This is a genomic window from Pseudomonas sp. R4-84, from assembly GCF_054130985.1.
On sequence record NZ_CP096390.1, the window covers coordinates 1991033 to 2015580 of the forward strand.

General features: G+C 59.0%; 24 protein-coding genes and 3 tRNA genes. 18 read left to right on the top strand and 9 right to left on the bottom strand.

The window, feature by feature from the left end; genetic code table 11:
- Window positions 1-37: 37 nt before the first annotated feature.
- Window positions 38-388 carry a hypothetical protein gene (locus M1D68_RS09225; RefSeq protein ID WP_039589121.1) on the bottom strand — a complete coding sequence of 117 codons (351 nt, stop codon included), beginning with the start codon at window positions 386-388 and terminating at the stop codon, window positions 38-40.
- Between the two features lie 245 nt (window positions 389-633).
- On the opposite strand from M1D68_RS09225, the gene M1D68_RS09230 reads away from it, so the two are divergent.
- The gene (locus M1D68_RS09230; RefSeq protein WP_420764644.1) at window positions 634-1455 is read left to right on the top strand and encodes a shikimate 5-dehydrogenase; all 822 of its coding nucleotides are present in this window, start codon (window positions 634-636) and stop codon (window positions 1453-1455) included.
- Window positions 1456-1461: 6 nt separating this feature from the next.
- On the opposite strand, the gene M1D68_RS09235 is transcribed toward M1D68_RS09230, so the two are convergent.
- Window positions 1462-2109 carry a YceH family protein gene (locus M1D68_RS09235; RefSeq protein WP_420764643.1) on the bottom strand — a complete coding sequence of 216 codons (648 nt, stop codon included), beginning with the start codon at window positions 2107-2109 and terminating at the stop codon, window positions 1462-1464.
- A 129-nt stretch (window positions 2110-2238) separates the two neighbouring features.
- Here M1D68_RS09235 and M1D68_RS09240 point away from each other — a divergent pair, with 129 nt between their 5' ends.
- Window positions 2239-2748: a DUF1993 domain-containing protein gene (locus M1D68_RS09240; protein WP_457970090.1), complete on the top strand. Its 510-nt coding sequence runs from the start codon at window positions 2239-2241 to the stop codon at window positions 2746-2748.
- A 79-nt stretch (window positions 2749-2827) separates the two neighbouring features.
- Here the strand turns inward: M1D68_RS09240 and sstT are convergent, their stop codons facing one another.
- Window positions 2828-4060 (bottom strand): serine/threonine transporter SstT, encoded by a 1233-nt coding sequence (gene sstT, locus M1D68_RS09245; protein ID WP_434563329.1) that lies wholly within the window; start codon window positions 4058-4060, stop codon window positions 2828-2830.
- Window positions 4061-4340: 280 nt separating this feature from the next.
- Here sstT and M1D68_RS09250 point away from each other — a divergent pair, with 280 nt between their 5' ends.
- Window positions 4341-5501, top strand: coding sequence for an MFS transporter (locus M1D68_RS09250; RefSeq protein ID WP_434563331.1), 1161 nt, complete (start codon window positions 4341-4343; stop codon window positions 5499-5501).
- Here the strand turns inward: M1D68_RS09250 and nhaR are convergent.
- Complete coding sequence (nhaR, locus tag M1D68_RS09255) at window positions 5498-6394, bottom strand: transcriptional activator NhaR (protein WP_420764639.1); 897 nt, start codon at window positions 6392-6394, stop codon at window positions 5498-5500. The genes M1D68_RS09250 and nhaR overlap by 4 nt on opposite strands.
- Before the next feature lie 136 nt (window positions 6395-6530).
- Here nhaR and M1D68_RS09260 point away from each other — a divergent pair, with 136 nt between their 5' ends.
- Entirely contained in the window at window positions 6531-6794 is a 264-nt protein-coding gene (locus M1D68_RS09260; RefSeq protein ID WP_420764638.1) for a hypothetical protein, read from the top strand.
- 27 nt (window positions 6795-6821) lie between these two features.
- Window positions 6822-7571, top strand: coding sequence for a TerC family protein (locus M1D68_RS09265; RefSeq protein ID WP_420764637.1), 750 nt, complete (start codon window positions 6822-6824; stop codon window positions 7569-7571).
- Window positions 7572-7769: 198 nt separating this feature from the next.
- On the opposite strand, the gene M1D68_RS09270 is transcribed toward M1D68_RS09265, so the two are convergent.
- Window positions 7770-7934 (bottom strand): hypothetical protein, encoded by a 165-nt coding sequence (locus tag M1D68_RS09270; protein WP_457970092.1) that lies wholly within the window; start codon window positions 7932-7934, stop codon window positions 7770-7772.
- A gap of 41 nt (window positions 7935-7975) precedes the next feature.
- Here M1D68_RS09270 and M1D68_RS09275 point away from each other — a divergent pair, with 41 nt between their 5' ends.
- From M1D68_RS09275 to M1D68_RS09285, 3 genes are all read left to right on the top strand, one after another.
- Entirely contained in the window at window positions 7976-8146 is a 171-nt protein-coding gene (locus tag M1D68_RS09275; RefSeq protein ID WP_420764635.1) for a hypothetical protein, read from the top strand.
- A 10-nt stretch (window positions 8147-8156) separates the two neighbouring features.
- Entirely contained in the window at window positions 8157-8834 is a 678-nt protein-coding gene (locus M1D68_RS09280; protein ID WP_457970094.1) for a peptidase C39 family protein, read from the top strand.
- Window positions 8835-8933: 99 nt separating this feature from the next.
- Window positions 8934-9137: a DUF6021 family protein gene (locus M1D68_RS09285; RefSeq protein ID WP_420764633.1), complete on the top strand. Its 204-nt coding sequence runs from the start codon at window positions 8934-8936 to the stop codon at window positions 9135-9137.
- Window positions 9138-9188: 51 nt separating this feature from the next.
- Here M1D68_RS09285 and pbpG read toward each other — a convergent pair whose 3' ends face one another.
- Together pbpG and folD are read right to left on the bottom strand one after the other, a co-directional pair.
- Window positions 9189-10127, bottom strand: a complete 939-nt coding sequence (pbpG, locus tag M1D68_RS09290; RefSeq protein WP_420764632.1) for a D-alanyl-D-alanine endopeptidase — start codon at window positions 10125-10127, stop codon at window positions 9189-9191.
- A 325-nt stretch (window positions 10128-10452) separates the two neighbouring features.
- Window positions 10453-11307 (bottom strand): bifunctional methylenetetrahydrofolate dehydrogenase/methenyltetrahydrofolate cyclohydrolase FolD, encoded by an 855-nt coding sequence (gene folD, locus M1D68_RS09295; protein WP_420764631.1) that lies wholly within the window; start codon window positions 11305-11307, stop codon window positions 10453-10455.
- A 281-nt stretch (window positions 11308-11588) separates the two neighbouring features.
- Between folD and M1D68_RS09300 the strand changes: the two genes are divergently transcribed.
- From M1D68_RS09300 to M1D68_RS09345, 10 genes are all read left to right on the top strand, one after another.
- Window positions 11589-11665 (top strand) — tRNA-Arg (locus tag M1D68_RS09300).
- A gap of 40 nt (window positions 11666-11705) precedes the next feature.
- Window positions 11706-11781, top strand: a tRNA-His gene (locus M1D68_RS09305).
- Window positions 11782-11839: 58 nt separating this feature from the next.
- Window positions 11840-11924: transfer RNA gene (locus tag M1D68_RS09310), tRNA-Leu, on the top strand.
- Between the two features lie 414 nt (window positions 11925-12338).
- Complete coding sequence (gene tig, locus M1D68_RS09315) at window positions 12339-13649, top strand: trigger factor (protein WP_420764630.1); 1311 nt, start codon at window positions 12339-12341, stop codon at window positions 13647-13649.
- A 92-nt stretch (window positions 13650-13741) separates the two neighbouring features.
- Window positions 13742-14383: an ATP-dependent Clp endopeptidase proteolytic subunit ClpP gene (gene clpP / locus M1D68_RS09320; protein WP_003183177.1), complete on the top strand. Its 642-nt coding sequence runs from the start codon at window positions 13742-13744 to the stop codon at window positions 14381-14383.
- Window positions 14384-14490: 107 nt separating this feature from the next.
- The gene (clpX, locus tag M1D68_RS09325; protein WP_024778305.1) at window positions 14491-15774 is read left to right on the top strand and encodes an ATP-dependent Clp protease ATP-binding subunit ClpX; all 1284 of its coding nucleotides are present in this window, start codon (window positions 14491-14493) and stop codon (window positions 15772-15774) included.
- A 160-nt stretch (window positions 15775-15934) separates the two neighbouring features.
- Complete coding sequence (gene lon, locus M1D68_RS09330; RefSeq protein WP_039589135.1) at window positions 15935-18331, top strand: endopeptidase La; 2397 nt, start codon at window positions 15935-15937, stop codon at window positions 18329-18331.
- Between the two features lie 148 nt (window positions 18332-18479).
- The gene (locus M1D68_RS09335; protein ID WP_003183171.1) at window positions 18480-18752 is read left to right on the top strand and encodes an HU family DNA-binding protein; all 273 of its coding nucleotides are present in this window, start codon (window positions 18480-18482) and stop codon (window positions 18750-18752) included.
- 224 nt (window positions 18753-18976) lie between these two features.
- Entirely contained in the window at window positions 18977-20848 is a 1872-nt protein-coding gene (locus tag M1D68_RS09340) for a SurA N-terminal domain-containing protein (protein ID WP_457970098.1), read from the top strand.
- A gap of 219 nt (window positions 20849-21067) precedes the next feature.
- On the top strand, window positions 21068-21937 hold the full coding sequence (locus M1D68_RS09345) for a DUF2242 domain-containing protein (RefSeq protein ID WP_434563339.1): 870 nt from the start codon (window positions 21068-21070) through the stop codon (window positions 21935-21937).
- 330 nt (window positions 21938-22267) lie between these two features.
- Here M1D68_RS09345 and M1D68_RS09350 read toward each other — a convergent pair whose 3' ends face one another.
- Both M1D68_RS09350 and M1D68_RS09355 read right to left on the bottom strand, forming a co-directional pair.
- Window positions 22268-23305: an AraC family transcriptional regulator gene (locus M1D68_RS09350; RefSeq protein WP_457970100.1), complete on the bottom strand. Its 1038-nt coding sequence runs from the start codon at window positions 23303-23305 to the stop codon at window positions 22268-22270.
- Window positions 23306-23307: 2 nt separating this feature from the next.
- Window positions 23308-24438 carry a nitrilase-related carbon-nitrogen hydrolase gene (locus M1D68_RS09355; RefSeq protein ID WP_457970102.1) on the bottom strand — a complete coding sequence of 377 codons (1131 nt, stop codon included), beginning with the start codon at window positions 24436-24438 and terminating at the stop codon, window positions 23308-23310.
- Between the last annotated feature and the right edge of the window lie 110 nt (window positions 24439-24548).

Here is a 24548-nt window from a genome sequence, read left to right on the forward strand (position 1 = left end):
ACAGGCTGCTTTTTTTGTTTCGCTTTAGAGGGGCCGTTTACCAGCGCCCGTAGTGCCCACGTGGCGGACCGTAGTAATAGCCCCTCGGTGGCCCGTAATACACCGGGGCCGGGCGATAATAGATCGGCTGCTCGATATACACCGGCTGTGGCTGGTAGTAGACCGGTGGAGGTTGCTGCACGTAGACCGGCTGTGGCTGAACGTAGACGGGCTGTTGTACGTAAACCGGCCGGTCTCGGTTGATGAGCGCGGAGCCGACAATGGCAGAGCCGACGATGGCGCCGAACACTGCGGGCCCCTCCCAACCACCGCGACCATGGGCGGATGCCTGGCCGGTGACCGCGAGTGCCCCCACGAGCAGGGCGATGATAGGGAGTTTGCGTTTCATGGCGTTTCCTCGTTCCGACCCCGGCGCCTGTGGCCTGCTACAGACCCGAATAAGGGCGCGGGGATACTTGCTATGACAGCGATTTTCCCAGGATTTGCGGCGCTGTTGGGTAAAGGTTGTGTAAGGTCTGCGACAGATTTTTTTTACGAACACCGAGTCGGTTCGCTGCGCACGGTGTCTGATCATCGATGAACCGGTCGGGACGACACTCCCGTCCATCCGAAAGTGGCTTGAAGGAGACGCACATGCAGATGAACCCCAACAAAGACACCCAGCTATGCATGTCGCTATCGGGGCGCCCGGGCAATTTCGGCCTGCGTTTTCACAATCACCTGTATGAGCAGTTGGGGCTCAACTTCTACTACAAGGCGTTCACCAGCCAGGACCTGGCCGGGGCAGTGGGCGGTATCCGTGCTCTGGGTATCCGCGGGTGCGGTGTGTCGATGCCATTCAAGGAGGCCTGCATTGCCTTGGTCGATGAGCTGGATCCTTCCGCCGCTGCCATCCAGTCGATCAACACCATCGTCAATACCAATGGTCATTTGAAGGCCTACAACACGGACTACATCGCCATCGCGCAACTGTTGCAAAGCCATGCCGTGCCCAAGGAGTCAACATTTGCCTTGCGCGGCAGCGGTGGCATGGCCAAGGCAGTCGCCAGCGCCTTGCGCGACGGCGGCTATACAAACGGCTTGATTGTTGCCCGCAACGAAACCACCGGCCGAGCGCTGGCCGACACGCTGGGTTACGAATGGCAGGCCGAGTTGGGTGACCGACGGCCGCAGATGCTCATCAACGTAACGCCGATCGGCATGACCGGCGGGGCGGAAGCGGACCTGTTGGCATTCGAGCCCGCCGCCATCGCTGCCGCCGACACTGTGTTCGATGTCGTGGCGATTCCTTCGGAAACGCCGTTGATCGTGCATGCCAGAGCGGAAGGCAAACGGGTGATCACCGGCCTTGAGGTCATTGCGATCCAGGCGTTGGAGCAGTTTGTCCTGTACACCGGCGTTCGGCCCAACCTGGAACAATTCGACAAGGCCGTGGCGTTTGCCCGAGCGGTGTAGGCCCTGTCATTCCAATCGTGCCAGCCGTTCTTCCAGCGCTGCGATTCGCGCTTCTAGCTCTTCGATACGCTCCAGCGATACGCCGCCGGCCGCGCTGCGTTCGGTCGGCTGGTGACGCGCGGCGAGGATCGCCTCGATGTCTGCCGGGTCGCCCATGGCATGCATGTAACGGTCTTCCCGTTGGCCGGCCTGGCGCGGCACCAGCAACGCCAGGCCACGAGCGATCAAGCGCTCCAGCTGATGCACCACCTGCTCGGTGTCCTCGAAATCATGCATGCGGCCGCTGCGGGTCAGCAGCTCATTGACGGTCTGCGGGCCGCGCAGGAACAGCAATCCCATCAGGATCACCTGGGCCGGCACCAGTTCCAGCGCCTTGTCGACCCGGTGCTCCCAGCGGTCGGCGCGACTGCCCATCACCAACCGGGTGAAACCACGTCCTTCCAGGGCTCGCAGGCTTTGGCCGACTGGCCCCGGGTTGAGGTTCATCACCGGTTCGCGGCTGGTTTTCTGGTTGCAAGCCAACACCAGCGCGTTGAGGGTGAGGGGGTAAGTCTCGGGATTGGTGGCCTGCTTTTCGATCAGGGCGCCAAGAATGCGGATTTCCGTGCTGTTGAGCCGCGGTTCTTCGGCCGGGCTTTGTTCTTCGATGCTCATCGCGCGTTCCCTATGCTGTGGAAGCCGCCTAGCCTAATCCTTGCGCAATAAAAGACAAGGTGCGCAACAAGCCGTGGCTATAATCGCCTACGTTTGATTCGTTTCCTTCCATTACTCCATGAGATCGCCATGACTATTTCCCTGTACGCTGCCTCCGTCCCGGTTTTCAAGCAAATGCTCAATGCCCTGAGCGATGTTTTGAACAAGGCCGAGGCCCACGCCACCGCCAAGAACATCGATCCGAACGCGCTCTTGCAAGCGCGCCTGTTCCCGGACATGTTCCCGTTGGTACGCCAGGTGCAGATTGCCGTGGACTTCGCCAAGGGCGTGTCCGCGCGCCTGGCGGAGATCGAAGTGCCGAAGTATGACGACAGCGAGACCACCTTCGCTGAGCTGCAGGCATTGATCGCCAAGGTGCTGGCTTTCATCGATGGCATCAATGCCCAGCAGATCGACGGCAAGGAAGGCATCGAAATCGTGACCCGTCCGGGCACGCCGAAGGAAAAACGCTTCACTGGCCAGAATTATCTGCTGACCTACGGCTTGCCGCAGTTCTTCTTCCACGTGACCACCGCATATGCACTGCTGCGTCACAATGGCGTGGAAGTAGGCAAGCGCGATTACATGGGCGCGTTCTAACTCCCGCAGGCATGAAAAAGCCCGGGGCGGTGGAGCCGTCCCGGGCTTTTTTATGGCTGGCTGTCAGGCCACCAAGCGTTTACGCCGCGTCCCGCGCCCGCTCTTCTTCACCCAGGCAAGCCGCCGCCGTGAACAAGACATCGGTGGACGAATTCAACGCCGTTTCAGCCGAATCCTGCAGCACGCCGATGATGAACCCTACGGCGACCACCTGCATGGCGATTTCGCTGGGAATGCCAAACAGGCTGCACGCCAGGGGAATCAACAACAGCGACCCGCCCGCGACCCCGGAAGCACCGCAAGCGCAGACGGCGGCAACGACACTGAGCAGCACGGCGGTGGGGATATCCACCACGATACCCAGGGTATGCACGGCGGCCAGTGTCAGGACCGTGATGGTAATGGCGGCGCCCGCCATGTTGATGGTCGCACCCAGCGGGATCGAAACCGAGTACGTATCCTCATGCAGGCCGAGGCGTCTGCTGAGCTCCAGGTTCACGGGGATGTTCGCCGCGGAGCTGCGGGTGAAGAACGCGGTGATGCCGCTTTCACGCAGGCAGGTAAACACCAGCGGGTAAGGGTTGCGACGCAGTTTCCAGAACACGATGAGCGGGTTGACCACCAGCGCCACGAACAGCATGCAACCGATCAGTACGATCAGCAGATGCAGGTAGCCGAGCAGGGCGCTGAAGCCAGAAGTGGCGAGCGTCGAGGCCACCAGCCCGAAAATCCCCAGCGGGGCGAAGCGGATGACCAGGCGCACGATCACGGTCACGCCGTTGGACAGGTCTTCGAGCACAGTGCGCGTGGTTTGGCCGGCATGGCGAATGGCGATGCCCATGCCGATGGCCCAGGCCAGGATGCCGATGAAGTTGCCGGTCATCAATGCACGGACCGGGTTGTCAACGACGCTCAACGCCAGGCTTTGCAGCACTTCGCTGATGCCACCCGGTGCGGTGACCGCAACGTCCTGGGTGCTCAGCACGAGGCTGGAGGGAAACAGCGTGCTTGCGATGACCGCGACCACCGCGGCCGCGAAAGTACCCAACAGATAAAGGAACAGGATCGGCCGGATATGGGTCTCCTGGCCGTGCTTATGGTTGGCGATCGAGGCCATGACCAGCACGAACACCAGGATCGGTGCCACCGCCTTGAGCGCGGACACAAAAACCTTGCCGACGAATTCAGTGGATTTCGCCAGGTCCGGCGCCAGCCATGCCAGGACAATACCGGCGATCAGGCCAATAATGATCTGCGTGACCAGGCCAGTGCTTTTGAGGCGGTGCAAGGGAGAAGGGGAGACAGCTGTCATAACGGTATCTCTGATTTTTTTATGTGTAACGGTCAGCCGAACGGGGCTATAAGCCGGCAGGCCACATGGACGGGACCGAAAGAAGGTAGAGCGTTTGCAGGTCGCGGACTTTATCACAGCCCGACGAAAAATCTGACGGACCCGTGACGATCCGTCACCCCCATGTTTGAGCACGTTTTTCTGACGGGCACATTCTGGTAGGCTTTGTCCTTCTCACTTTTCAATACCGCCAGCGGGCCTATGGCTATCGCTGGTGTCGTCGTTTTCCCCGGAGTCGCGCATGCTGTTACCCATTTTCCTGTTGTCCGCTGCCGGTTTTACGGTGTTGACCACGGAATTCATCATCGTCGGCCTGCTGCCTTCCATTGCCCGCGACCTGCACGTCACCATTCCCCAGGCGGGGCTGTTAGTGACGTTGTTTGCGTTTACTGTCGCGGCGTTCGGGCCGTTCCTCACCGCCTGGTTCGCCCGGGTTGAACGGCGCAAATTGTTTATCAGCGTGCTGGTGATGTTCGCGTTGGCCAACACCCTGGCGGCGCTGGCGCCCAACATCTGGGTCATGGCAGTTGCCCGATTGATCCCGGCCCTAGGCTTGCCTGTGTTCTGGGCATTGGCCAGCGAAACGGCAGTGGACATAGTCGGGCCGCAGTTCGCCGGGAGGGCCATCGCCCGGATCGGCTTCGGTATCGTCTGCGCCACGGTGTTTGGTATCCCGGTGGGTACGCTGATCAGCGATGCATTCGGCTGGCGAAGCGCCTTTGCGATCCTGGCCGTCATTGCGTTCGCCAAGGCGCTGCTGCTGTTCATCTACTTGCCTAGGACAAATCTGCATCAACACCAGGTGAGCTTTCGCTCTCAATTCAAGATCCTGCACAGCCCGTTGATGCAAGGGCATGTGTTGTTGTCGATCCTGGTGTTCAGCGGCATGTTCACCGCCTACACCTACCTCGCGGATATCCTTGAACGCCTGGCCGGCTTCGATGGCACGCTGGTGGGCTGGTGCCTGATGGGTTTCGGCGCGGTAGGCCTGCTCGGCAATTCCCTGGGCGGTCGCGCGGTGGACCGGCATCCCTTGATCGCCTCGATGGTGTTCTGCCTGTTCATGATCGGCGGCATGGTCGCGCTGGTGCCGAGTATCCATTCGACTCTTGGGCTGGCCGCCGCCCTTGGCATATGGGGCGTGACCCAGGCGGCGCTGTTTTTGGTCAGCCATGTCCGGCTGATGAAGGCCGCACCAGAAGCTCCGGCCTTTGCCGCGTCGCTGAATATCGCGGGGGCGAACCTGGGTATAGGCCTGGGCGCGATGGTTGGCGGTCGGGTCATCGATACCCTTGGGCTGGGTAAGGTCGGTTTCGCCGCGGCCGGGTTCATTCTGGTGTCGATCCTGCTGGCGTTATTGCTGATGACGTTCAAGCCCCGCGCCGCCTGTGTGCAGCACTAAGCGCTGAACAGCTCGCGCCGCGCCCCCTCGGCGATCGCGACGATGCCCGGGTGGCTGACCTTGCGCTCCACGGAGATGGCGTAGAAAGACTCGCTCACCGCATCGGTCTGGCCGATCACCTGTACCCCGTATTGCTGTTGGACTTCTTCAGCGATCACGCTGGGACCGATGAAGATCCCGCTGCCGGATTGCCCAAACGCCTGCATCAATGCGCTGTCATCGAATTCACCGACGATGCGCGGTTGGATCTGCTGTTCAGCGAACCAGCGTTGCAGCCGGCTGCGCACGACTGTCTCCGGCCCGGGGATCAGCAGCGGGGCGTCATGCAGGCCGTGGGGGAAGTCCTGCCCATGATGTTCGGCCAACGCCGGGGTGGCGAAAAAGCTGATTCCGCATTCCCCCAGTTTCTGGCTGTAACCCTTGATATCCAGATGACTTGGCATCGGACTGTCGGAAATCACCAGATCCAGGCGCTGGATCGCCAGGTCGGCCAGTAGCCGTTCGAGCTTGTCTTCCCGGCAGGTAATGCGCAGCGGCTCGCTCAATTCCATGGTAGGTGCCAACAGCCGATAAACGATGGATTTGGGCACGACGTCCGCCACCCCGACCCGGAACAGCGTTTGCTGCTCGTTGGGTTGAGCCCGCAGCATCAGCTCCAGTTCGCCGCCCAGTTGGAACATGTGCTCGGCGTAAGGCAGCGTCTGGCGGCCGGCCTCGGTCAGTTCCAACTGGCGTCCGACTCGGCGGAACAGCTTGATGTTGTAGGTCTGTTCAAACAATGAGATTTGCCCGCTGATGGTTTGCGGCGTCAGGTTCAGTTGCTCGCAGGCCCGCACGATGCTGCCGGTTTTCGCCACGACCCAGAAATAATGCAGCTGTCGATAATTGAGCATGATTCTCGCCGCTTCGTAAAAACCGAAGTATAGCCGCTGAAAATACGAATTTTCCTGAAGTATTTCCCTCTCTAGAATTCCGGGCCATCGGTGAGCCATCTTTCGTGCTCCGTCTATTCTCTGAGAGGCAATGTGCATGACGTATAGAACCCTGGGGCTTGCAGCCTTGCTGGCATTTTCCTCGATGGCCCTGGTGGGCTGCGAACAAGCGGAAAAAAGCGCCCAACAATTGGCCGAGCAGTTGAAGGAGCAAGCTGTCGAAACGGCCAAGCAGGCCATCGACGATACGCACAAGGCCGCCGAGCAAGCCCTCAGTGACGCCACCGGCGGGCTGATCAGCCCCAAGAAAGCGCCGGAGAAGGACGCTGAAGAATCCGAACCCGCTACCCACACCCTCTAACCCGTCAAATCGAGTCAGGACTGACCCATGGATTATCTGTTACAGCTCGCCGCCAGCCCCACCGCCTGGATTGCTCTGGCAACCCTCGTCGTCATGGAAATCGTGCTCGGCATCGATAACCTGATCTTCATTTCGATCCTGACCAACAAGTTGCCCGAGCAACACCGTGCCAAGGCGCGGCGGATTGGCATCGGCATGGCGTTGATCCTGCGCCTGGGTCTGCTGAGCACCATCGCCTTCATCGTGCAATTGACGGAGCCTGTCATCGAGATTCTCGGCCAGGCGTTTTCCTGGAAGGACATGATCCTGATCGCCGGCGGCCTGTTCCTGTTGTGGAAGGCGACCACCGAGATCCATCACAGCATGGACCCGGCGCCCAATGATCCGAAGTCGGCCACTTCCGGCGTGACCCTGGGGTTTGCCGCTGCGATCGGTCAGATCCTGATGCTTGACCTGGTGTTCTCCATTGACAGCATCATCACGGCGGTGGGCATGACCGAGCACTTGCCGATCATGATTATTGCCGTCGTGGTCTCGGTATTGGTGATGCTGCTGGCCGCCGAGCCGCTGGCGAAATTCATCAACGACAACCCCACCGTGGTCATGTTGGCCCTGGGCTTCTTGATCATGATCGGCATGACGCTGATCGCGGAAGGCTTCGGTGCCCACGTGCCCAAGGGCTATATCTACGCGGCAATGGCCTTCTCGGCGGCTATCGAGGTGTTGAACATGATGTCCCGTCGCGCCAAGCAGAAGGTCTTGGTCGACGAAGCCTGATCCAAGGCAGACAAAAGCCGCCCGGGTTAACGCCCGGGCGGCTTTTTTCATGGTGACGCTCTAGGCCCTATACGAAACGTATCCGCACTCGCCCAGACTGCGTTGAACGAGGTTCGGAATGCTCATGTACTTCAGGACACTGCGCTTCCTCGCCCCGTTTCGCGTTGTCTGGCCTTCGCGATCACATTTCTGCAGGCCCTAGTGCGCGGTGGCGTGGCGCCTGGAAGATTTAGTGGTCTGCTGCATTTCTCGTGTTGGTGCGGGATGGTGGCGACGGGCGATTCGCAACACCCCCCACAACATGGCTGCCGCTACGCTCAACCAGCCGAAAACCAGCATCAGAATAGTCGTCATCAGGCTCATCTGTGCCTCCTTCTGCCCAGACCGGGCAATGCACTCTTACAATGGACAGTCTAGTCGCTCAAGTGTTACGGGCAGTCGATATCTTGCATGTGCAAAGAATCGGTTGGTTCTATCACGGTGTCGAAACTGTCGCTTATGGCTATACCCGGGCCGGCACGCGTCTTATCATCGTCGGCCCAAGCCCGGCCTTGATGCCGGGGCTGTCTGAATAAGAGAGTCATCATGTTGCCAGTAATTTCATCTTTTCGATCACTGGTATTCGCGACGGCGTGTCTCGCCGCCCTGGCGGGATGCGCGGGAAGTGTGTCGCCGCAAGTAAAGCGACTGCCTGAACGGGTAGAACTCAACAGCGTGCCGTTCTTTCGTGGCGAAATGTTCCAGGGCGCGCCGCAATCCCTGGCGGCCCTATTGACGTTGCAAGGCACAGTGACTACCCCAGGGTTGTTGGAGAAGCCGCTGCACCTGCCCGGCGGCGAGGCCCGTTTACAGCGGAACCTGCAAACCCTGGCACGTGAACATGGGCTGGTGGTGTATCCCCTGGAGGCTGAGCTTGGCGCGTTGCTCGAACAGGTGGCTGCCGGTTATCCGGTGTTGCTGCGCTATACCGACGGCTCGGCGTTCTGGGCTGAGCCGCGCTACGCAATCCTCGTGGGTTATAACCGGCACAAGCGCACCGTACTGCTGCGTTCAGGGATGAATCGGCGCTCCTCGATGAGTTTCGGTGCGTTCGAATCGGCTTTCAAAGGCGCTGGCGGTTGGGCAGTCTTGGTCCAGCAACCGGGGCAGTTGCCGGCCAATGTCGATTCGAAGCGCTGGTTGAAGGCCGCCGATGAGTTGGCCGGAGCAGGGCAGGAACAGGCAGCCGCGCGCGCCACCAAGGCTTTGGGCACCGCCCGCTGAGCGCTGCCCCGTTCGTCACCTGGCGGGCACGACCCGGCGTGCCTCGGGTTCTTACCGTCAAGGCCTGGAGTTTCCAGGCCATGATCCAAGGAGGCAGCAATGGCACAATCGAAAACACCTTCGGGACCGCATTCTTCCGAACATTCGTCCGGTGACGATGACTTGGGATTCGATCCCGACTCTCCGGACCTCGACGATCCCCAGGTCGATCCGATAGGGCCGGCCAAGGCACCCCAGGATGAGGACGACGAGGAACCGCCTTCTTCCCGGCCTTATGATCCGCTGGGTGATTTGAAGCCCTGAATGCAAATAGCCCCGACGAGTCGGGGCTATTCATGTGTGATGTATCGCGCCTTATTTAGACGCTTCCACCACACCGCTCTGGCGACTCTTGAGGTTCTTAGCGGCTTTGTATTGCAAGGCCACAGCCGGGACGCTGGCGCTTTTGCCGGTCTCGACCCAGCTACGGATGCGGCTTGCGTCGGCAAAGTGGGTGTATTTGCCAAACGCATCGAGGATGACCAGTGCCATCGGACGATTGCCCATCTTGGTCACCAATACGAGGCAGTGACCCGCCTGATTGGTGAAGCCGGTCTTGGTCAGTTGAATATCCCAATTGGCCTTGTGCACCAGGTGATCGGTGTTGCGAAAGCCCAGGCTGTAGACCGGTTTGCGGAACGTTACAGTCTTTTCCTTGGTGGTGCTCAGCTCACTCAGCAAGGGGTATTTGCGCGCGGCGATCAGCAGCTTCGTCAGGTCCCGGGCCGTCGACACGTTGTGGATTGACAGGCCGGTGGGTTCGACGTAATGGGTGCTGGTCATGCCCAGGGCCTTGGCCTTGGCGTTCATCGCCGCGATGAACGCCGCATAACCGCCTGGGTAATGATGGGCAAGGCTGGCGGCGGCTCGATTCTCCGACGACATCAATGCGATCAGCAACGTATCCCGGCGGGACAGTTCGCTGTTGAGCTTGACCCTGGAAAACACGCCTTTCATTTCCGGTGTGTTCGCGATGGTCATGGAAATGTATTCATCCAGGTTCTGCTTGGCGTCCAGCACGATCAGGCCGGTCATCAACTTGGTTACCGATGCAATCGGCACCACGACATCCGGACTGCTGGAATACACCACCTTGTCGGTCTGCAAGTCCAACAGGATGGCGCTGCCGGATGCGACTTGCAGTTTGGAAGTGTCCCGTGGAGCAGCGATGGTTTCCTGGGCACTGACGTTGTGCGCGATGAAAGTCCCTGTAAAGGCGAAAAACAGACTGATGATCGAAAGACGGATTTTCACGCGAGTAGACTCGATTGAGTTAAGGGTGCCGTTGAGCGGGGCGTGTTGAAAAAGCGCCGCATTTTATGAGTATGGGCGATGACAGCGCCATATGCCGCTGCCACCGGGACGCTTGAATAAATAAAGTTTAATGGACGGGGATTCTGGCGAATCGAATCTGAAAAAAATGTAATTCGAGCGTCACGGGTTGGATCGGATGTTGGCAGCTGAAAACACTGTGGGAGCGAGCTTGCTCGCGATAGGTAGGTTTCAGTCAACGGATATGCTGGCTGGTCCACCGCTATCACGAGCGAGCTCGCTCCCACAGGTTGCGTCGAGGCCTTTATCAGCTATGAAGCGTCTCGGCCGCGTACAGCGTGTTTTCCAACAGGCAGGCACGGGTCATCGGGCCGACGCCACCGGGAACCGGTGTGATCCAACCGGCGCGGGGCAGGGCGGTCTCGTAGGTCACATCGCCTACCAGTTTGCCGTCGTCCTGGCGGTTGATGCCCACGTCGATCACGATGGCGCCTTCCTTGATCCATTCGCCTTTGACCAGGCCAGGCTTGCCGGCGGCAACCACCACCAGATCGGCACGGCCGACGTGGCCGGCCAGGTCCTTGGTGAAGCGGTGGGTCACGGTGACGGTGCAGCCAGCCAACAGTAATTCCATCGCCATTGGGCGACCGACGATGTTGGAGGCGCCCACGACCACGGCATCGAGCCCGTAAAGATCCACCCCGGTGCTTTCCAGCAAGGTCATGATGCCCTTGGGCGTGCAGGGGCGCAGCAATGGAATGCGTTGGGCGAGGCGGCCGACGTTATAAGGGTGGAAACCGTCGACGTCTTTGTCCGGACGGATACGTTCCAAAAGCTTGGAGGCGTCCAGGTGTTCAGGCAGCGGCAACTGGAGCAGAACACCGTCGATGTTCGGATCGTCGTTCAGGCGGTCGATCAGATCGGCCAGCGCTTGCTGAGTGGTTTCGGAAGGCAGGTCGTAGGCCTGGGAAAGGAAGCCGACCTCTTCACAGTCTTTACGCTTGTGCGAGACATAAACCTGAGAGGCAGGATCGCTGCCGACCAGGATCACCGCAAGGCCGGGCGTGCGCAGGCCTTGCTGGCGGCGCTCGGTGACTCGTTGGGCGATCTGCTGGCGCAGGCTGGCGGCGATCGATTTGCCGTCGATAAGTTGTGCAGTCATTGCGCGTGGTTAACCATCGAGAGGGGAAAAAAAGAGAGCGCATTCTCGCATGCCGAGGCGTGAGGGCAAAGGCGCTTGGTCTGTAAATTCCCCTAACCCCTTTAATTAAATGAATTTTTTTTAAAAAAGAGTTGACGACCTATCGGGCCGTCTATAACATTCGTCGCACTTGTCGGGCACAGCCTAGCACTGGTTAAGAAGGTGGAGCGGAGTTGGATGTTTCAACTCGGTAAAACTGAAAGCACTTAGTTTGTAATCGTCCAAGAATACAGATTAAAAAGGCGCCCGTAGCTCAGCTGGATAGAGCATCCGCCTTCTAAGCGGATGGTCGCAGGTTCGAGTCCTGCCGGGTGCGCCATTAGGCAGCTTTGGCACAAGTAAGGCAACAAGGCAATATGGTGGGCGTAGCTCAGTTGGTAGAGCACGGGATTGTGACTCCCGTTGTCGTGGGTTCGATCCCCATCGTCCACCCCATATTCTAGAAAGGCGCCAGATTTAACAGTCTGGCGCCTTTGCTTTAAAAGCTTGATACGCGGATGTGGTGGAATTGGTAGACACACTGGATTTAGGTTCCAGCGCCGCAAGGTGTGAGAGTTCGAGTCTCTCCGTCCGCACCATACAAGTCGCTATTTAATTAGCAGAGAACGGCGCAGAACCTGAAAAGGGCTGCGCCGTTTTTGTTTTATTCGCGGACTCATGTCCGGTTTTTTTTCATGCGGACACAGGGCGATTCGTCGCGATTGTGTTTCGTGATGATGCTTGGCATGTCCGTCGGTCTCTTCGTGGAGGCCATACGCCAAGTGCTCGAGGGCGGCGCTTCTATATATAGAAGCGCCGTGCAGAGCCCTGGCGAGGATCGACTTTATTTGCAAACCGGGCGGGGCATGACTGATTGCTCCGCTTCTAAACCCGGCGCCTGTTTCCCGCGCGTTTTCAGTAGGGTGACTTCTTGAGTTTGACCTACTAGAATGCATGCCCTTGATTCTGGGGTCGGAAACGCCCGGCCAACGTCTGTGCAACGAGGAATATCCATGCAAGTTTCTGTTGAAAATACTTCTGCTCTTGAGCGCCGCATGAGCATCACCGTGCCAGCTGAGCGTATCGAGACTCAGGTCAACAAGCGTCTGCAGCAGACTGCCCAAAAGGCCAAAATCCCAGGTTTCCGCCCAGGCAAAGTGCCAATGAGCGTGATCCGTCAGCGTTACGAAGCTGATGCGCGCCAGGAAGCCGTGGGCGACGTGATCCAGTCTTCTTTCTACGAAGCAGTGGTCGAGCAGAAGCTGAACCCGGCTGGCGCTCCTTCCGTCGAGCCTAAAGTGCTGGAAAAAGGCAAGGACCTCGAGTTCGTCGCCACGTTCGAAGTGTTCCCTGAGTTCACCGTTGCCGGTTTCGAATCCATTGCCGTTGAGCGCCTGAGCGCCGACGTTTCGGACGCCGACCTGGACAAGATGCTGGATATCCTGCGCAAGCAGAACACCCGCTTCGAAGCGACCGACCGTGCCGCCCAGAACGAAGACCAGCTGAACATCGATTTCGTCGGCAAGGTCGACGGCGAAGTATTCGCTGGCGGTTCCGCCAAGGCTACCCAGCTGGTGCTGGGCTCGGGTCGCATGATCCCAGGCTTCGAAGACGGCCTGGTTGGCGCCAAGGCCGGTGAAGAGCGCGTCCTGAACGTGACCTTCCCCGAGGACTACCAGAACCTGGACCTGGCTGGCAAAGCCGCCGAGTTCACCGTGACCGTCAACAGTGTTTCCGAGCCGAAGCTGCCTGAGCTGAACGAAGAATTCTTCGCTCAGTTCGGCATCAAGGAAACCGGCCTGGAAGGTTTCCGCGCCGAAGTTCGCAAGAACATGGAGCGTGAGCTGCGCCAGGCCATCAAGTCCAAGGTCAAGAACCAGGTCATGGACGGCCTGCTGGCTTCCAACCCGATCGAAGTGCCAAAGGCCCTGCTGGATAACGAAGTGAACCGTCTGCGCGTACAGGCCGTTCAACAGTTCGGCGGCAACATCAAGCCAGACCAACTGCCGGCCGAGCTGTTCGAAGAGCAGGCCAAGCGCCGCGTGGTACTGGGCCTGATCGTCGCCGAAGTGGTCAAGCAATTCGAACTCAAGCCTGACGAAGCCCGCGTGCGCGAGCTGATCCAGGAAATGGCCTCGGCCTACCAAGAGCCTGAGCAAGTGGTGTCCTGGTACTACAAGAACGAGCAGCAGCTGAACGAAGTCCGTTCGGTTGTGCTGGAAGAACAAGTTGTGGATACTGTTCTGCAGAAAGCTAGCGTGACCGACAAAGCGGTCTCTTACGAAGAAGCGGTCAAGCCGGTGGAAGCTCCACAAGCCGATTGATGGTTCTGCGGTAAGAAATACACACCATAAGCCAGCCTTCGCGCTGGCTTATGCGTATTCAAGACATAACTATTTGGGAGTGACTGCGAGACATGTCCCGCAATTCTTTTTATCAGCAGAGCTCTGACATCCAGGCCGCAGGCGGCCTGGTCCCTATGGTTATCGAGCAGTCCGCCCGTGGCGAACGTGCCTATGACATCTATTCGCGCCTGCTCAAGGAGCGCGTCATCTTCCTGATCGGCCCCGTCGAAGACTACATGGCCAACCTGGTTGCGGCGCAGTTGCTGTTCCTTGAGGCGGAAAACCCGGACAAGGATATCCATCTGTACATCAACTCTCCCGGCGGTTCGGTGACTGCGGGCATGTCGATCTACGACACCATGCAGTTCATCAAGCCTGACGTGTCCACCATCTGCATCGGCCAAGCCTGCAGCATGGGTGCGTTCCTGCTCGCCGGCGGCGCAGCGGGCAAGCGCCACTGCCTGCCTAACTCGCGCATGATGATCCACCAGCCATTGGGCGGCTTCCAGGGCCAGGCGTCGGACATCGATATCCATGCCAAGGAAATTCTGCATATTCGCTCGCGCCTGAATTCGTTGCTGGCCCATCACACCGGCCAAAGCCTCGAAACCATTGAGCGTGACACCGAGCGTGACAACTTCATGAGCGCTGAGCGTGCGGCCGAATACGGTCTGATCGACTCTGTGATCAACAAGCGTCAAATGCCTGCCTAAGCCGCTCAAAATGCAGGTGGTTGGGATGACCGGCCGCCTGCGGGCTTGAAAAAGCCCGCAATTGCCTTCATCTTGTGTTGCAAGCCTATCGGATTTGGATCGATCGAATGACTGACACCCGCAACGGCGAGGACAACGGCAAACTGCTTTATTGCTCCTTCTGTGGCAAAAGCCAGCATGAAGTACGCAAATTGATTGCCGGTCCCTCGGTCTTCATTTGCGACGAGTGCGTCGACCTGTGCAATGACATCATCCGCGAGGAGGTGCAGGAAGCCCAGGCCGAAAGCAGCGCGCATAAGTTGCCTTCGCCTAAAGAAATCAGCGGCATCCTTGACCAGTATGTTATCGGTCAGGAACGCGCGAAAAAGGTACTGGCCGTAGCGGTGTACAACCACTACAAGCGCCTGAACCAGCGTGACAAAAAGAATGACGAGGTCGAACTCGGCAAGAGCAACATCCTGCTGATCGGCCCTACGGGCTCGGGTAAGACCCTGCTTGCAGAAACCCTGGCCCGCTTGCTGAACGTTCCGTTCACCATCGCCGACGCAACCACCCTCACCGAGGCGGGTTATGTGGGTGAGGACGTCGAGAACATCATTCAGAAGTTGTTGCAGAAGTGCGACTACGACGTGGAAAAGGCCCAGATGGGCATTGTCTACATCGATGAAATCGACAAGATTTCCCGCAAGTCAGATAACCCGTCCATTACCCGGGATGTTTCCGGCGAGGGCGTGCAACAGGCCTTGCTCAAGTTGATCGAAGGCACGGTCGCTTCCGTACCGCCCCAGGGTGGTCGCAAGCATCCGCAGCAGGAGTTCCTGCAGGTCGACACCCGTAACATCCTGTTCATCTGCGGTGGTGCGTTCTCTGGCCTCGAAAAGGTCATCCAGAACCGTTCGACCCGTGGTGGCATCGGTTTCAACGCCGAAGTCCGCAGCAAGGAAGAGGGCAAGAAGGTCGGTGAATCCCTGCGTGAAGTCGAGCCTGACGATCTGGTCAAGTTCGGCCTGATCCCTGAATTCGTCGGTCGTCTGCCGGTCCTGGCGACCCTGGACGAGTTGGATGAAGCAGCATTGATGCAGATTCTGACCGAGCCGAAAAACGCCCTGACCAAGCAATACGCCAAGCTGTTCGAAATGGAAGGCGTAGACCTTGAGTTCCGTTCGGACGCGCTGAAGTCGGTTGCCAAACGAGCCCTGGAACGCAAGACCGGTGCCCGTGGGTTGCGCTCGATTCTTGAAGGTGTGCTGCTCGATACGATGTATGAAATCCCCTCGCAATCCGAGGTGAGCAAAGTCGTGATCGACGAAAGTGTCATCGAAGGCAAGTCCAAGCCACTGTATATCTACGAAAACAGTGAGCCGGCTGCCAAGGCTGCGCCGGACGCGTGAGTGTCCCGCAGTTGAAATAAAAGAAGGGGCCTTCGGGCCCCTTTGCTATTAGCGCGTTTTAGACGTGTTAGCGCTTGTTTTTTTTGAAGGCTGCCCCCATCTTGGTTTCAAGCTTACTTCCATCTGTTTACGGCCTTATGGCCGCCGTAGAGGCGAAATCATGAAGACAACCATCGAATTGCCTCTCCTGCCATTGCGCGATGTCGTGGTATATCCGCACATGGTTATCCCGCTGTTCGTGGGGCGCGAGAAGTCCATCGAAGCCCTCGAGGCCGCGATGACGGGTGATAAGCAGATTCTTCTGATCGCTCAGAGAAATCCTGCCGACGATGATCCCGGCGAAGACGCACTTTATCGCGTAGGTACGATTGCAACGGTCCTGCAGTTGCTCAAGCTTCCCGATGGCACGGTAAAAGTGCTGGTTGAAGGCGAGCAGCGAGGGGCGGTCGAGCGTTTCAGCGAGGTGGATGGTCACTGCCGTGCCGAAGTCTCGCTCATCGATGAAGTCGATGCACCAGAGCGTGAGTCCGAAGTGTTTGTCCGCAGCCTGCTGTCGCAGTTCGAACAGTACGTTCAGCTGGGCAAGAAGGTGCCTGCCGAGGTGCTATCGTCGCTTAACAGCATCGACGAGCCAGGACGCCTGGTCGACACGATGGCGGCTCACATGGCCCTCAAGATCGAGCAGAAGCAGGAAATCCTCGAGATCATCGATCTCTCAGCCCGTGTCGAGCATGTATTGGCATTGCTCGATGGCGAGATCGATCTGCTGCAGGTTGAGAAGCGCATTCGTGGTCGCGTCAAGAAACAGATGGAGCGCAGCCAGCGCGAGTACTACCTGAACGAGCAGATGAAGGCCATTCAGAAAGAGCTCGGCGATGGTGACGAAGGTCACAACGAAATCGAAGAGCTGAAGAAGCGCATCGATGCCGCCGGCCTGCCGAAGGATGCCCTTGCCAAGGCCCAGGCCGAACTGAACAAGCTCAAGCAGATGTCGCCGATGTCGGCGGAAGCCACCGTGGTGCGCTCCTACATTGATTGGCTGGTCCAGGTGCCATGGAAAGCCCAGAGCAAGGTACGTCTGGACCTGGCGCGTGCCGAGGATATCCTCGATGCCGACCACTACGGTCTGGAAGAGGTCAAGGAACGCATCCTCGAATACCTCGCTGTGCAAAAGCGCGTGAAGAAAATTCGTGGTCCGGTGTTGTGCCTGGTCGGTCCTCCAGGGGTGGGTAAAACCTCTCTGGCAGAGTCGATTGCCCACGCCACTAACCGTAAGTTCGTACGCATGGCCCTTGGCGGCGTGCGCGACGAGGCGGAAATCCGTGGTCATCGCCGTACCTACATCGGTTCGATGCCAGGAAGATTGATTCAAAAAATGACAAAGGTCGGCGTGCGCAACCCGCTGTTCCTCTTGGACGAAATCGACAAGATGGGCAGCGACATGCGCGGCGACCCAGCTTCTGCGTTGCTGGAGGTCCTCGATCCCGAACAGAATCACAACTTCAACGATCACTACCTTGAAGTCGACTACGACTTGTCGGACGTGATGTTCCTCTGCACCTCCAACTCCATGAACATCCCGCCAGCGTTGCTGGACCGGATGGAGGTGATCCGTCTGCCGGGCTACACCGAGGACGAGAAGATCAACATCGCCGTCAAATACCTTTCGCCCAAGCAGATCCAGGCCAACGGCCTGAAGAAGGGCGAGCTGGAATTCGACGAGGAAGCAATCCGCGACATCATCCGCTACTACACTCGCGAAGCGGGTGTGCGGGGCCTTGAGCGGCAGATTGCCAAGGTTTGCCGCAAGGCCGTGAAGGAACACGCCCTGGAAAAACGCTTCGCGGTCAAGGTCACTTCGGACCTGCTGGAGCACTTCCTGGGCGTGCGTAAATTCCGCTACGGCCTTGCCGAACAGCAGGACCAGATTGGCCAGGTGACCGGCCTTGCGTGGACGCAGGTGGGTGGCGAATTGCTGACGATCGAAGCCGCCGTGGTGCCCGGAAAAGGCCAGTTGATCAAGACCGGTTCCCTGGGCGATGTGATGGTGGAATCGATCACGGCTGCGCTGACGGTTGTCCGCAGCCGTGCGCGGAGCCTGGGCATCCCGCTGGATTTCCATGAGAAACGCGACACCCACATCCACATGCCGGAGGGGGCAACGCCCAAGGACGGACCGAGTGCCGGCGTGGGCATGTGCACCGCCTTGGTTTCCGCGCTTACCGGCATTCCGGTGCGTGCCGATGTTGCGATGACGGGTGAAATCACCCTGCGCGGTCAGGTCCTGGCAATTGGCGGCTTGAAGGAAAAACTGCTGGCGGCTCACCGGGGTGGGATCAAGATTGTGATCATTCCCGAAGAGAACGTGCGCGATCTGAAGGAAATTCCTGACAACATTAAGCAGGATCTTCAGATCAAACCGGTTAAATGGATTGACGAAGTCCTGCAAATTGCGCTGCAATACGCGCCGGAGCCCTTGCCGGATGTGGCTCCGGAGATTGTCGCGAAGGAAGAAAAGCGAGAGTCTGACTCTAAGGAAAGAATTAGCACGCATTAATACGCATTTGCCTGGGGGGCTTCCTTGACAGTTTTTTAGAGCCCTTGTTATAAAGCGGCTCTTAAGTGTCTGCAGGCCATTCAGCACTCGTTTTTGCTTTCACCAAAAAAACTTAGAATCATCTCAAATAGATATAAGGGGACTTAGAGTGAACAAGTCGGAACTGATTGATGCTATCGCTGCATCCGCTGATATCCCGAAAGCTGCTGCTGGCCGTGCGCTGGACGCTGTAATCGAATCCGTCACTGGCGCTCTCAAGGCCGGCGACTCCGTTGTTCTGGTTGGTTTCGGTACCTTCTCCGTGACTGATCGTCCAGCTCGCACCGGTCGCAACCCGCAGACCGGCAAGACCCTGGAGATCCCGGCTGCCAAAAAGCCTGGCTTCAAGGCTGGTAAAGCGCTGAAAGAAGCCGTTAACTAAGGTTTCACTGAGTTTATCCGGGTCGGGGTCATGCCTGGCTTGGCAGCGGAGCGGTAATGCGTCCGGTAACATCCGGGCTGTCACGCCGAGGCTCGCGGGTTCGAGCCCGGTCCGCTCCGCCAGTTACGAGAAGGCGCATCCTCGGATGCGCCTTTCTTCTATCCGGATTCTACCCACGCTCCACGGTTGCCTAAATTTGAAGTTCAACCGTTTCTGGGGGACGCATGCTGCAGAATATCAGGGACAATTCACAAGGCTGGATTGCCAAGACCATCATCGGGATCATCGTCGCATTGATGGCGTTGACCGGTTTCGAAGCCATTTTTCAGGCCACCTCGAACACTAATGAAGCGGCCAAGGTCAACGGCGAGGAGATCAGCCAGAACGAGCTGAGCCAAGCGGTCGACATGCAACGCCGTCAGCTGATGCAACAGTTGGGCAAGGATTTCGATGCTTCCTTGCTGGACGAAAAGATGTTGCGCGACTCGGCTCTCAAGGGCCTGATCGATCGCAAGTTGTTGCTACAAGGCGCCCATGATGCGGATTTCGCTTTTTCCGAAGCCGCGCTGGATCAAGTGATCCTGCAAACGCCTGAGTTCCAGGTCGATGGCAAGTTCAGCCCCGAGCGTTTCGACCAGGTCATACGCCAGTTGGGTTACGGTCGCCTGCAGTTCCGCCAGATGCTGGCGCAGGAAATGCTGATCGGCCAGCTACGCGCCGGCCTGGCTGGCAGCGGATTTGTCACCGATGCCCAGGTGCTGGCGTTTGCCCGTCTGGAAAAGCAGACCCGTGACTTCGCTACCCTTACCATCAAGGCAGATCCATCGACCGTGAAGCTGACCGATGACGAGGTCAAGGCCTACTATGATCAGCACGCCAAGGAATTCATGACACCCGACCAGGTGGTCATTGACTACGTTGAGCTGAAGAAAGCCTCTTTCTTCGACCAGGTCAGCGTCAAGGATGAGGACCTGCAAGCGGCGTATCAGAAAGAAATCGCCAACTTGTCCGAACAGCGTCGCGCGGCGCACATCCTTATCGAAGTCAACGATAAGGTCACCGAAGCCCAGGCCAAGGCGAAGATCGAGGAAGTCCAGGCGCGCCTGGCCAAAGGCGAGTCGTTTGAAGCCTTGGCGAAGGAATATTCCCAGGATCCAGGCTCGGCGAACAATGGCGGCGATCTGGGCTTTGCGGGGCCAGGGGTCTACGATCCGGAGTTCGAAAAGGCGCTGTACGCCCTGAACAAGGACCAGGTTTCGGCACCGGTGCGAACCGACTTTGGCCTGCATCTGATCAAGCTGCTGGGTGTTGAAGCCCCTGAGGTGCCGACCTTTGCGAGCCTGAAGGACAAGCTGACTCGCGAGCTGAAGGCTCAGCAGGTCGAGCAGCGTTTCGTCGAGGCGACCAAGCAATTGGAAGACGCTTCGTTCGAAGCCTCGGACTTGGCGCAGCCTGCCCAGGACCTCAAGCTGACCGTGCACACGTCGGCACCGTTTGGTCGCGAAGGCGGTGAAGGAATTGCGGCCAACCGCGCCGTGATCACTGCTGCGTTCAGCCCGGAAGTGCTGGAAGAGGGTGCCAACAGCACGGCCATCGAGCTGGACCCGGAAACGGTCGTGGTGCTGCGTGCCAAGGAACACCGCAAGCCTGCGCAAATGCCGCTGGAAAGCGTGGCCGGTCCGATACGCGCTCAATTGTCCAAGGAACATGCCAGCGCAGGTGCCAAGACCCAGGCCGATGAGCTGATCGCCAGCCTGCGCGATGGCAAGGTTGCCCTGGACAAGCCGGTCAATGGCCAGGCGTGGAAAGCTGTAGAAGCGGCGACTCGCAGCCAGGAAGGCGTCGATCCTGCCGTGCTGCAGGCGCTGTTCCGCATGTCCAAGCCGCAGACCAAGGACAAGCCGACGTTCGCCAGCGTGACCCTGCCTGACGGCAGCGTGACGGTCTTGCGCCTGAACGGCGTCAACGAAGGTGCGGCACCGACCGAGGAAGAAAAGGCCGAGTACCGTCGCTACCTGGCGTCCCGTGTCGGTCAGCAGGATTTTGCGGCTTACCGCAAACAGTTGGAAAGCGAGGCGGACATCAAGCGCTTCTGAGTGCATTGATGCGTTAGCCATGGACCCCGGCCGAAAAGCCGGGGTCTTTTTGTATCTGCGTATTGCGGTTGACGGGGATGTTCGTCGATTCGTCGAACTTGGTCTTTTTCCTGCCCGCAAGCCCCCGTAGACTTGTACCGCCTTTGAGACACGATTACCCAAGCTGCGGTCGCGTTCTGTTGCACAATACGCGCCGGATTGTTTTACCCAGGATGCTCAATGTTCAAATCATTTCACATGCGCACCGTTGGGCTGGCATTGCTGCTGGCTGTCGCGGCCGGCTGCTCCTCCAAGAAGGCCGCCATCTACGAGCACGAGAACTTTGATGATTCGGGTACGTTCTCGCGTACCTATCCGGTGACTGATGTGGCGACCTGCGAAGCAGGGCGCCGGGCGTTGCTCAGCCAGGGCTACATCATCACCAGCAGCGATCCGAAGCTGATCAGCGGCCACAAGAGTTTCCAGCAGACTGGCGATACCCATATGGAGATCAGCTTCAACCTGGTCTGCGCCGAGGATGGCGGTCCCGGCCATCGCGCCACCATGTTCGCCAACGCCTTGCAGGACCGCTACGCCCTGAAGAAAATCAACAACTCCGCCAGCCTGGGCGTGGGCGTGTTGGGATCGGTCTCGATGCCGATCGGTTCTTCGGATGATTCCATGGTCAAGGTCGCCAGTGAAACCGTATCGGCGGCCAAGTTTTATGAGCGCTTCTTCGCGCTGGTGGAGGTGTTCCTGCCACCGGAAGCCAAGAAAGCCGTGGAGAATGCCGATAAGCCAAAAGCGGAGCTTGGCGTTCCGGAACCCAAGGCCGAACCGGCAGCCTTGGCTCCCGCGTCGGCTCCCGCACCCGCCCCTGGGGCCTTGCAAGCGCCTGCAGCGGAACCAGCGCCGGCCCCGGCACCCATCATGCCGGTCGAGCCGGCCCCCGCCGCATCGGAGCCGGTCGCGCCGCCAGTCGAGCCCGCGCCGATCGCACCCAGCGAGCCGGAGTCCTACGCGCCTTCTTCGTCGGACACCATCACACCGCCGCCGGCCAGCTCCTTGCCTGCACCGACCGAGCCAATCCAACCCCTGCCGGCCTCCTGAGCAGCTGTAGCAAGGGCTGTCATTCCTTGCTACATGTCTTGGCTTTAAATCCCCAATGCTGTGCTACGTTTAATTCATGAGGCTGTGGCTTCATGTTTTATTCACAAAGCAGCTTTATGCTGATTCCAAGCCATCAGGCTTCGGTTCAACGATTGGGAAGGACGCGCAATGGATGATTATCAGGAAGAGCTGCTGGAATATCAGGCCTATGAGCTGGACCCGCTGGAGCCAGCCGAGGATGCGACTGAGCTTTAGGGGCATGTCTGCAGGCAGCTAGAGGCCAGTTAGAGGCGACGAGACACGACGGAGCCTGGGCGCTGGGTATCGGGTTCATGTCCCCTTGCGGCTGCGACGAAAGTCTCCGGGCGTTTGGTTGTTCCAGCGCTTAAAGGCACGTTGAAAGGCTTCCGCCGAGGCGAACCCCAGCAAGTAGGCGATCTCGCCGAACGCCAGCTCCGTGTCGCGAATGTACGTCATGGCCAAGTCTCGACGGGTCTCGTTGAGGATCGCCCTGAACTGCGTACCTTCCTCCGCCAGTTTGCGGCGCAACGTCCAGGTCGGTAGTTTCAGGCGCATCGCCACTTCTTCTAGATCCGGCTCCCGCCCACCACTGAGCAGCGGACCCAGCAGCTGGATGATACGTTCACGCAAGGTTCGCGTGCGTGTCAGTTGCTCCAGTTCCCGTTCGCATAATTGGAGCAGGTGCCGCCAGGTACTGGGACAGTGTTGAGGATTGCGCTGTGCGAGGCTATCCAGGCCCAGGCGCAGCTGGTTCTGTTCGGCGCCGAACTGCATCGGGCAGTCGCCAAGTATCTGATAGGCCTGCCCATACTCCGGCTCCTCGAATTCGATGTCGATGCGTTCGGCTTGCAGCCCGATTTCGCTCACACTGGACAACTGCTTGAGCCAGCCGGCAATGATCGAATCCACGACGAAGCGGTTATAGGCGTTATAGGGGCTGATGGAATAGAACCGCAGCCAGGCGCCTCGGGCGTCCTCGTAGAAGCTTGATTGTCCGCGATAATTGGAACCGTACAGCGGCTCGAAGCGGATCATGCAGCGGGCAGCTTCCCGTACGGTGGGCGCCTGGGCGGCAGTCACGCCGGCGAGCCCGGCCTGGCTCAAGCGGCTGAGCTGACCCATGCGCAAGCCCAGTGCCGGATCCTCTGTCAATTGGATCGCGGCGTGGCCCAGGCGCATGTAGCGCGGAATCGACAGCCGCGCCCTGGGTTCGGCCAGGCGTGCAGGATCAAGGCCGTATTGTTCGAGCAACGGCAGCGGATCCCTCCCGTGGCTGGCAATTGCGTCGGCAAGGCTATGGACGAAACCCACGGACAAGTCGCCCAGGCGCATCGGCTGTGGCTTCATGCTCACAACCAGAGGTTCAACAGGCGAGCGCCACGGGCTTCGCCATCGGGGAACTGCTGGCCGCCATGGCTGATGAAACTCTGGCCGGCACTGCCGGTGTCCCAGAACTGGCCGCGTAGAAACACGCTGACGCCCCCCAGGGCCTGGCTGACCGGCAACTGGCTGGTCAATGTCAGGCGACGCCATGCCTGGCCTTCGGTTATCTCGCCGGGCTTGAGGCTCACTTCGCTTGGCGTGGACAGGCCTTTGTAGCCTGCCCAGGGTTTATTCCACGAATCGCGGCCAACCACAAAGGCGGGTACGGCAATCAATTGCACGTCCTGCTCGTCGAGTTGCCGATAATGGAGCGGATACCAACTGTCACTGCCGATCAGTACGCCGAGGCGACCGGCCGGCGTGTCGATGACCGGGGTAGCCTGGGTTTCTTCTGCCCCGAGCACGTCTTGTTGGTCGAATATCGGATGACGTTGACGCAGGGGTTGGCCGATCGGACGACCATCGGGGCCGAACACCAGGCTGGTGTTGTACAGCGCGCCGCCACTGATCTTCAGCTCGCCTTCGCTGACACTGGGTTCGGGCAGCACGATGGAGCCGGCCACCAGGGTCACGCCGAATTCCTTGGCCAGGCCCCCAAACAGCGTCTGGTAATCCCGGGCCATGGTGTCCGCTTTCATCCGCAGGTAGGCATCGTCCAGGCGGCTGCTGCCCTTGGCGCTTGCCAGGGCGCGAATAAAAGCCAGCGGATTGCTGGCGGCGAGCCAATGCATGGCTTGCTTCAATGTACTGGCTTGATACACCTCGTCCTTTTCGCCGCTGACCATCAGCCAAGTGCCGATGTGCTCGGGCAGGACCACGATGGTTTTGTCGTTGAGAAACCCTTGGTCGCGCGCCGCTTGCAGATAGGCGGCCAGCTTGCGACGCAGGCGCTGGGGGCTCTGGTAGTCGGTGGGGAAAAGCTCGGGCTGGATGCCGAGCAAGTTGCCGCGATCAGAGGGCGTGCCCTGGTCGACCGCCAGGTTGATGCGCAGGTCTGAAAGGTAATGGCCGACTGGACGGTCCGCTGTCCACAGTGCGTAAGTGATAACGGCGGCCATCAAGGCCAGTGAGAACAGCAGGTACAGAAATTTGCGCATGGGGACAGTCAATGGTCGCTTACAGGTTCGTGATTTTTCACCAGGACACCTGGCAGGGTACGGTAAAACAAAGGATTAGCGAAAGGGCGCACAGCGGTGTGAGGAGGATG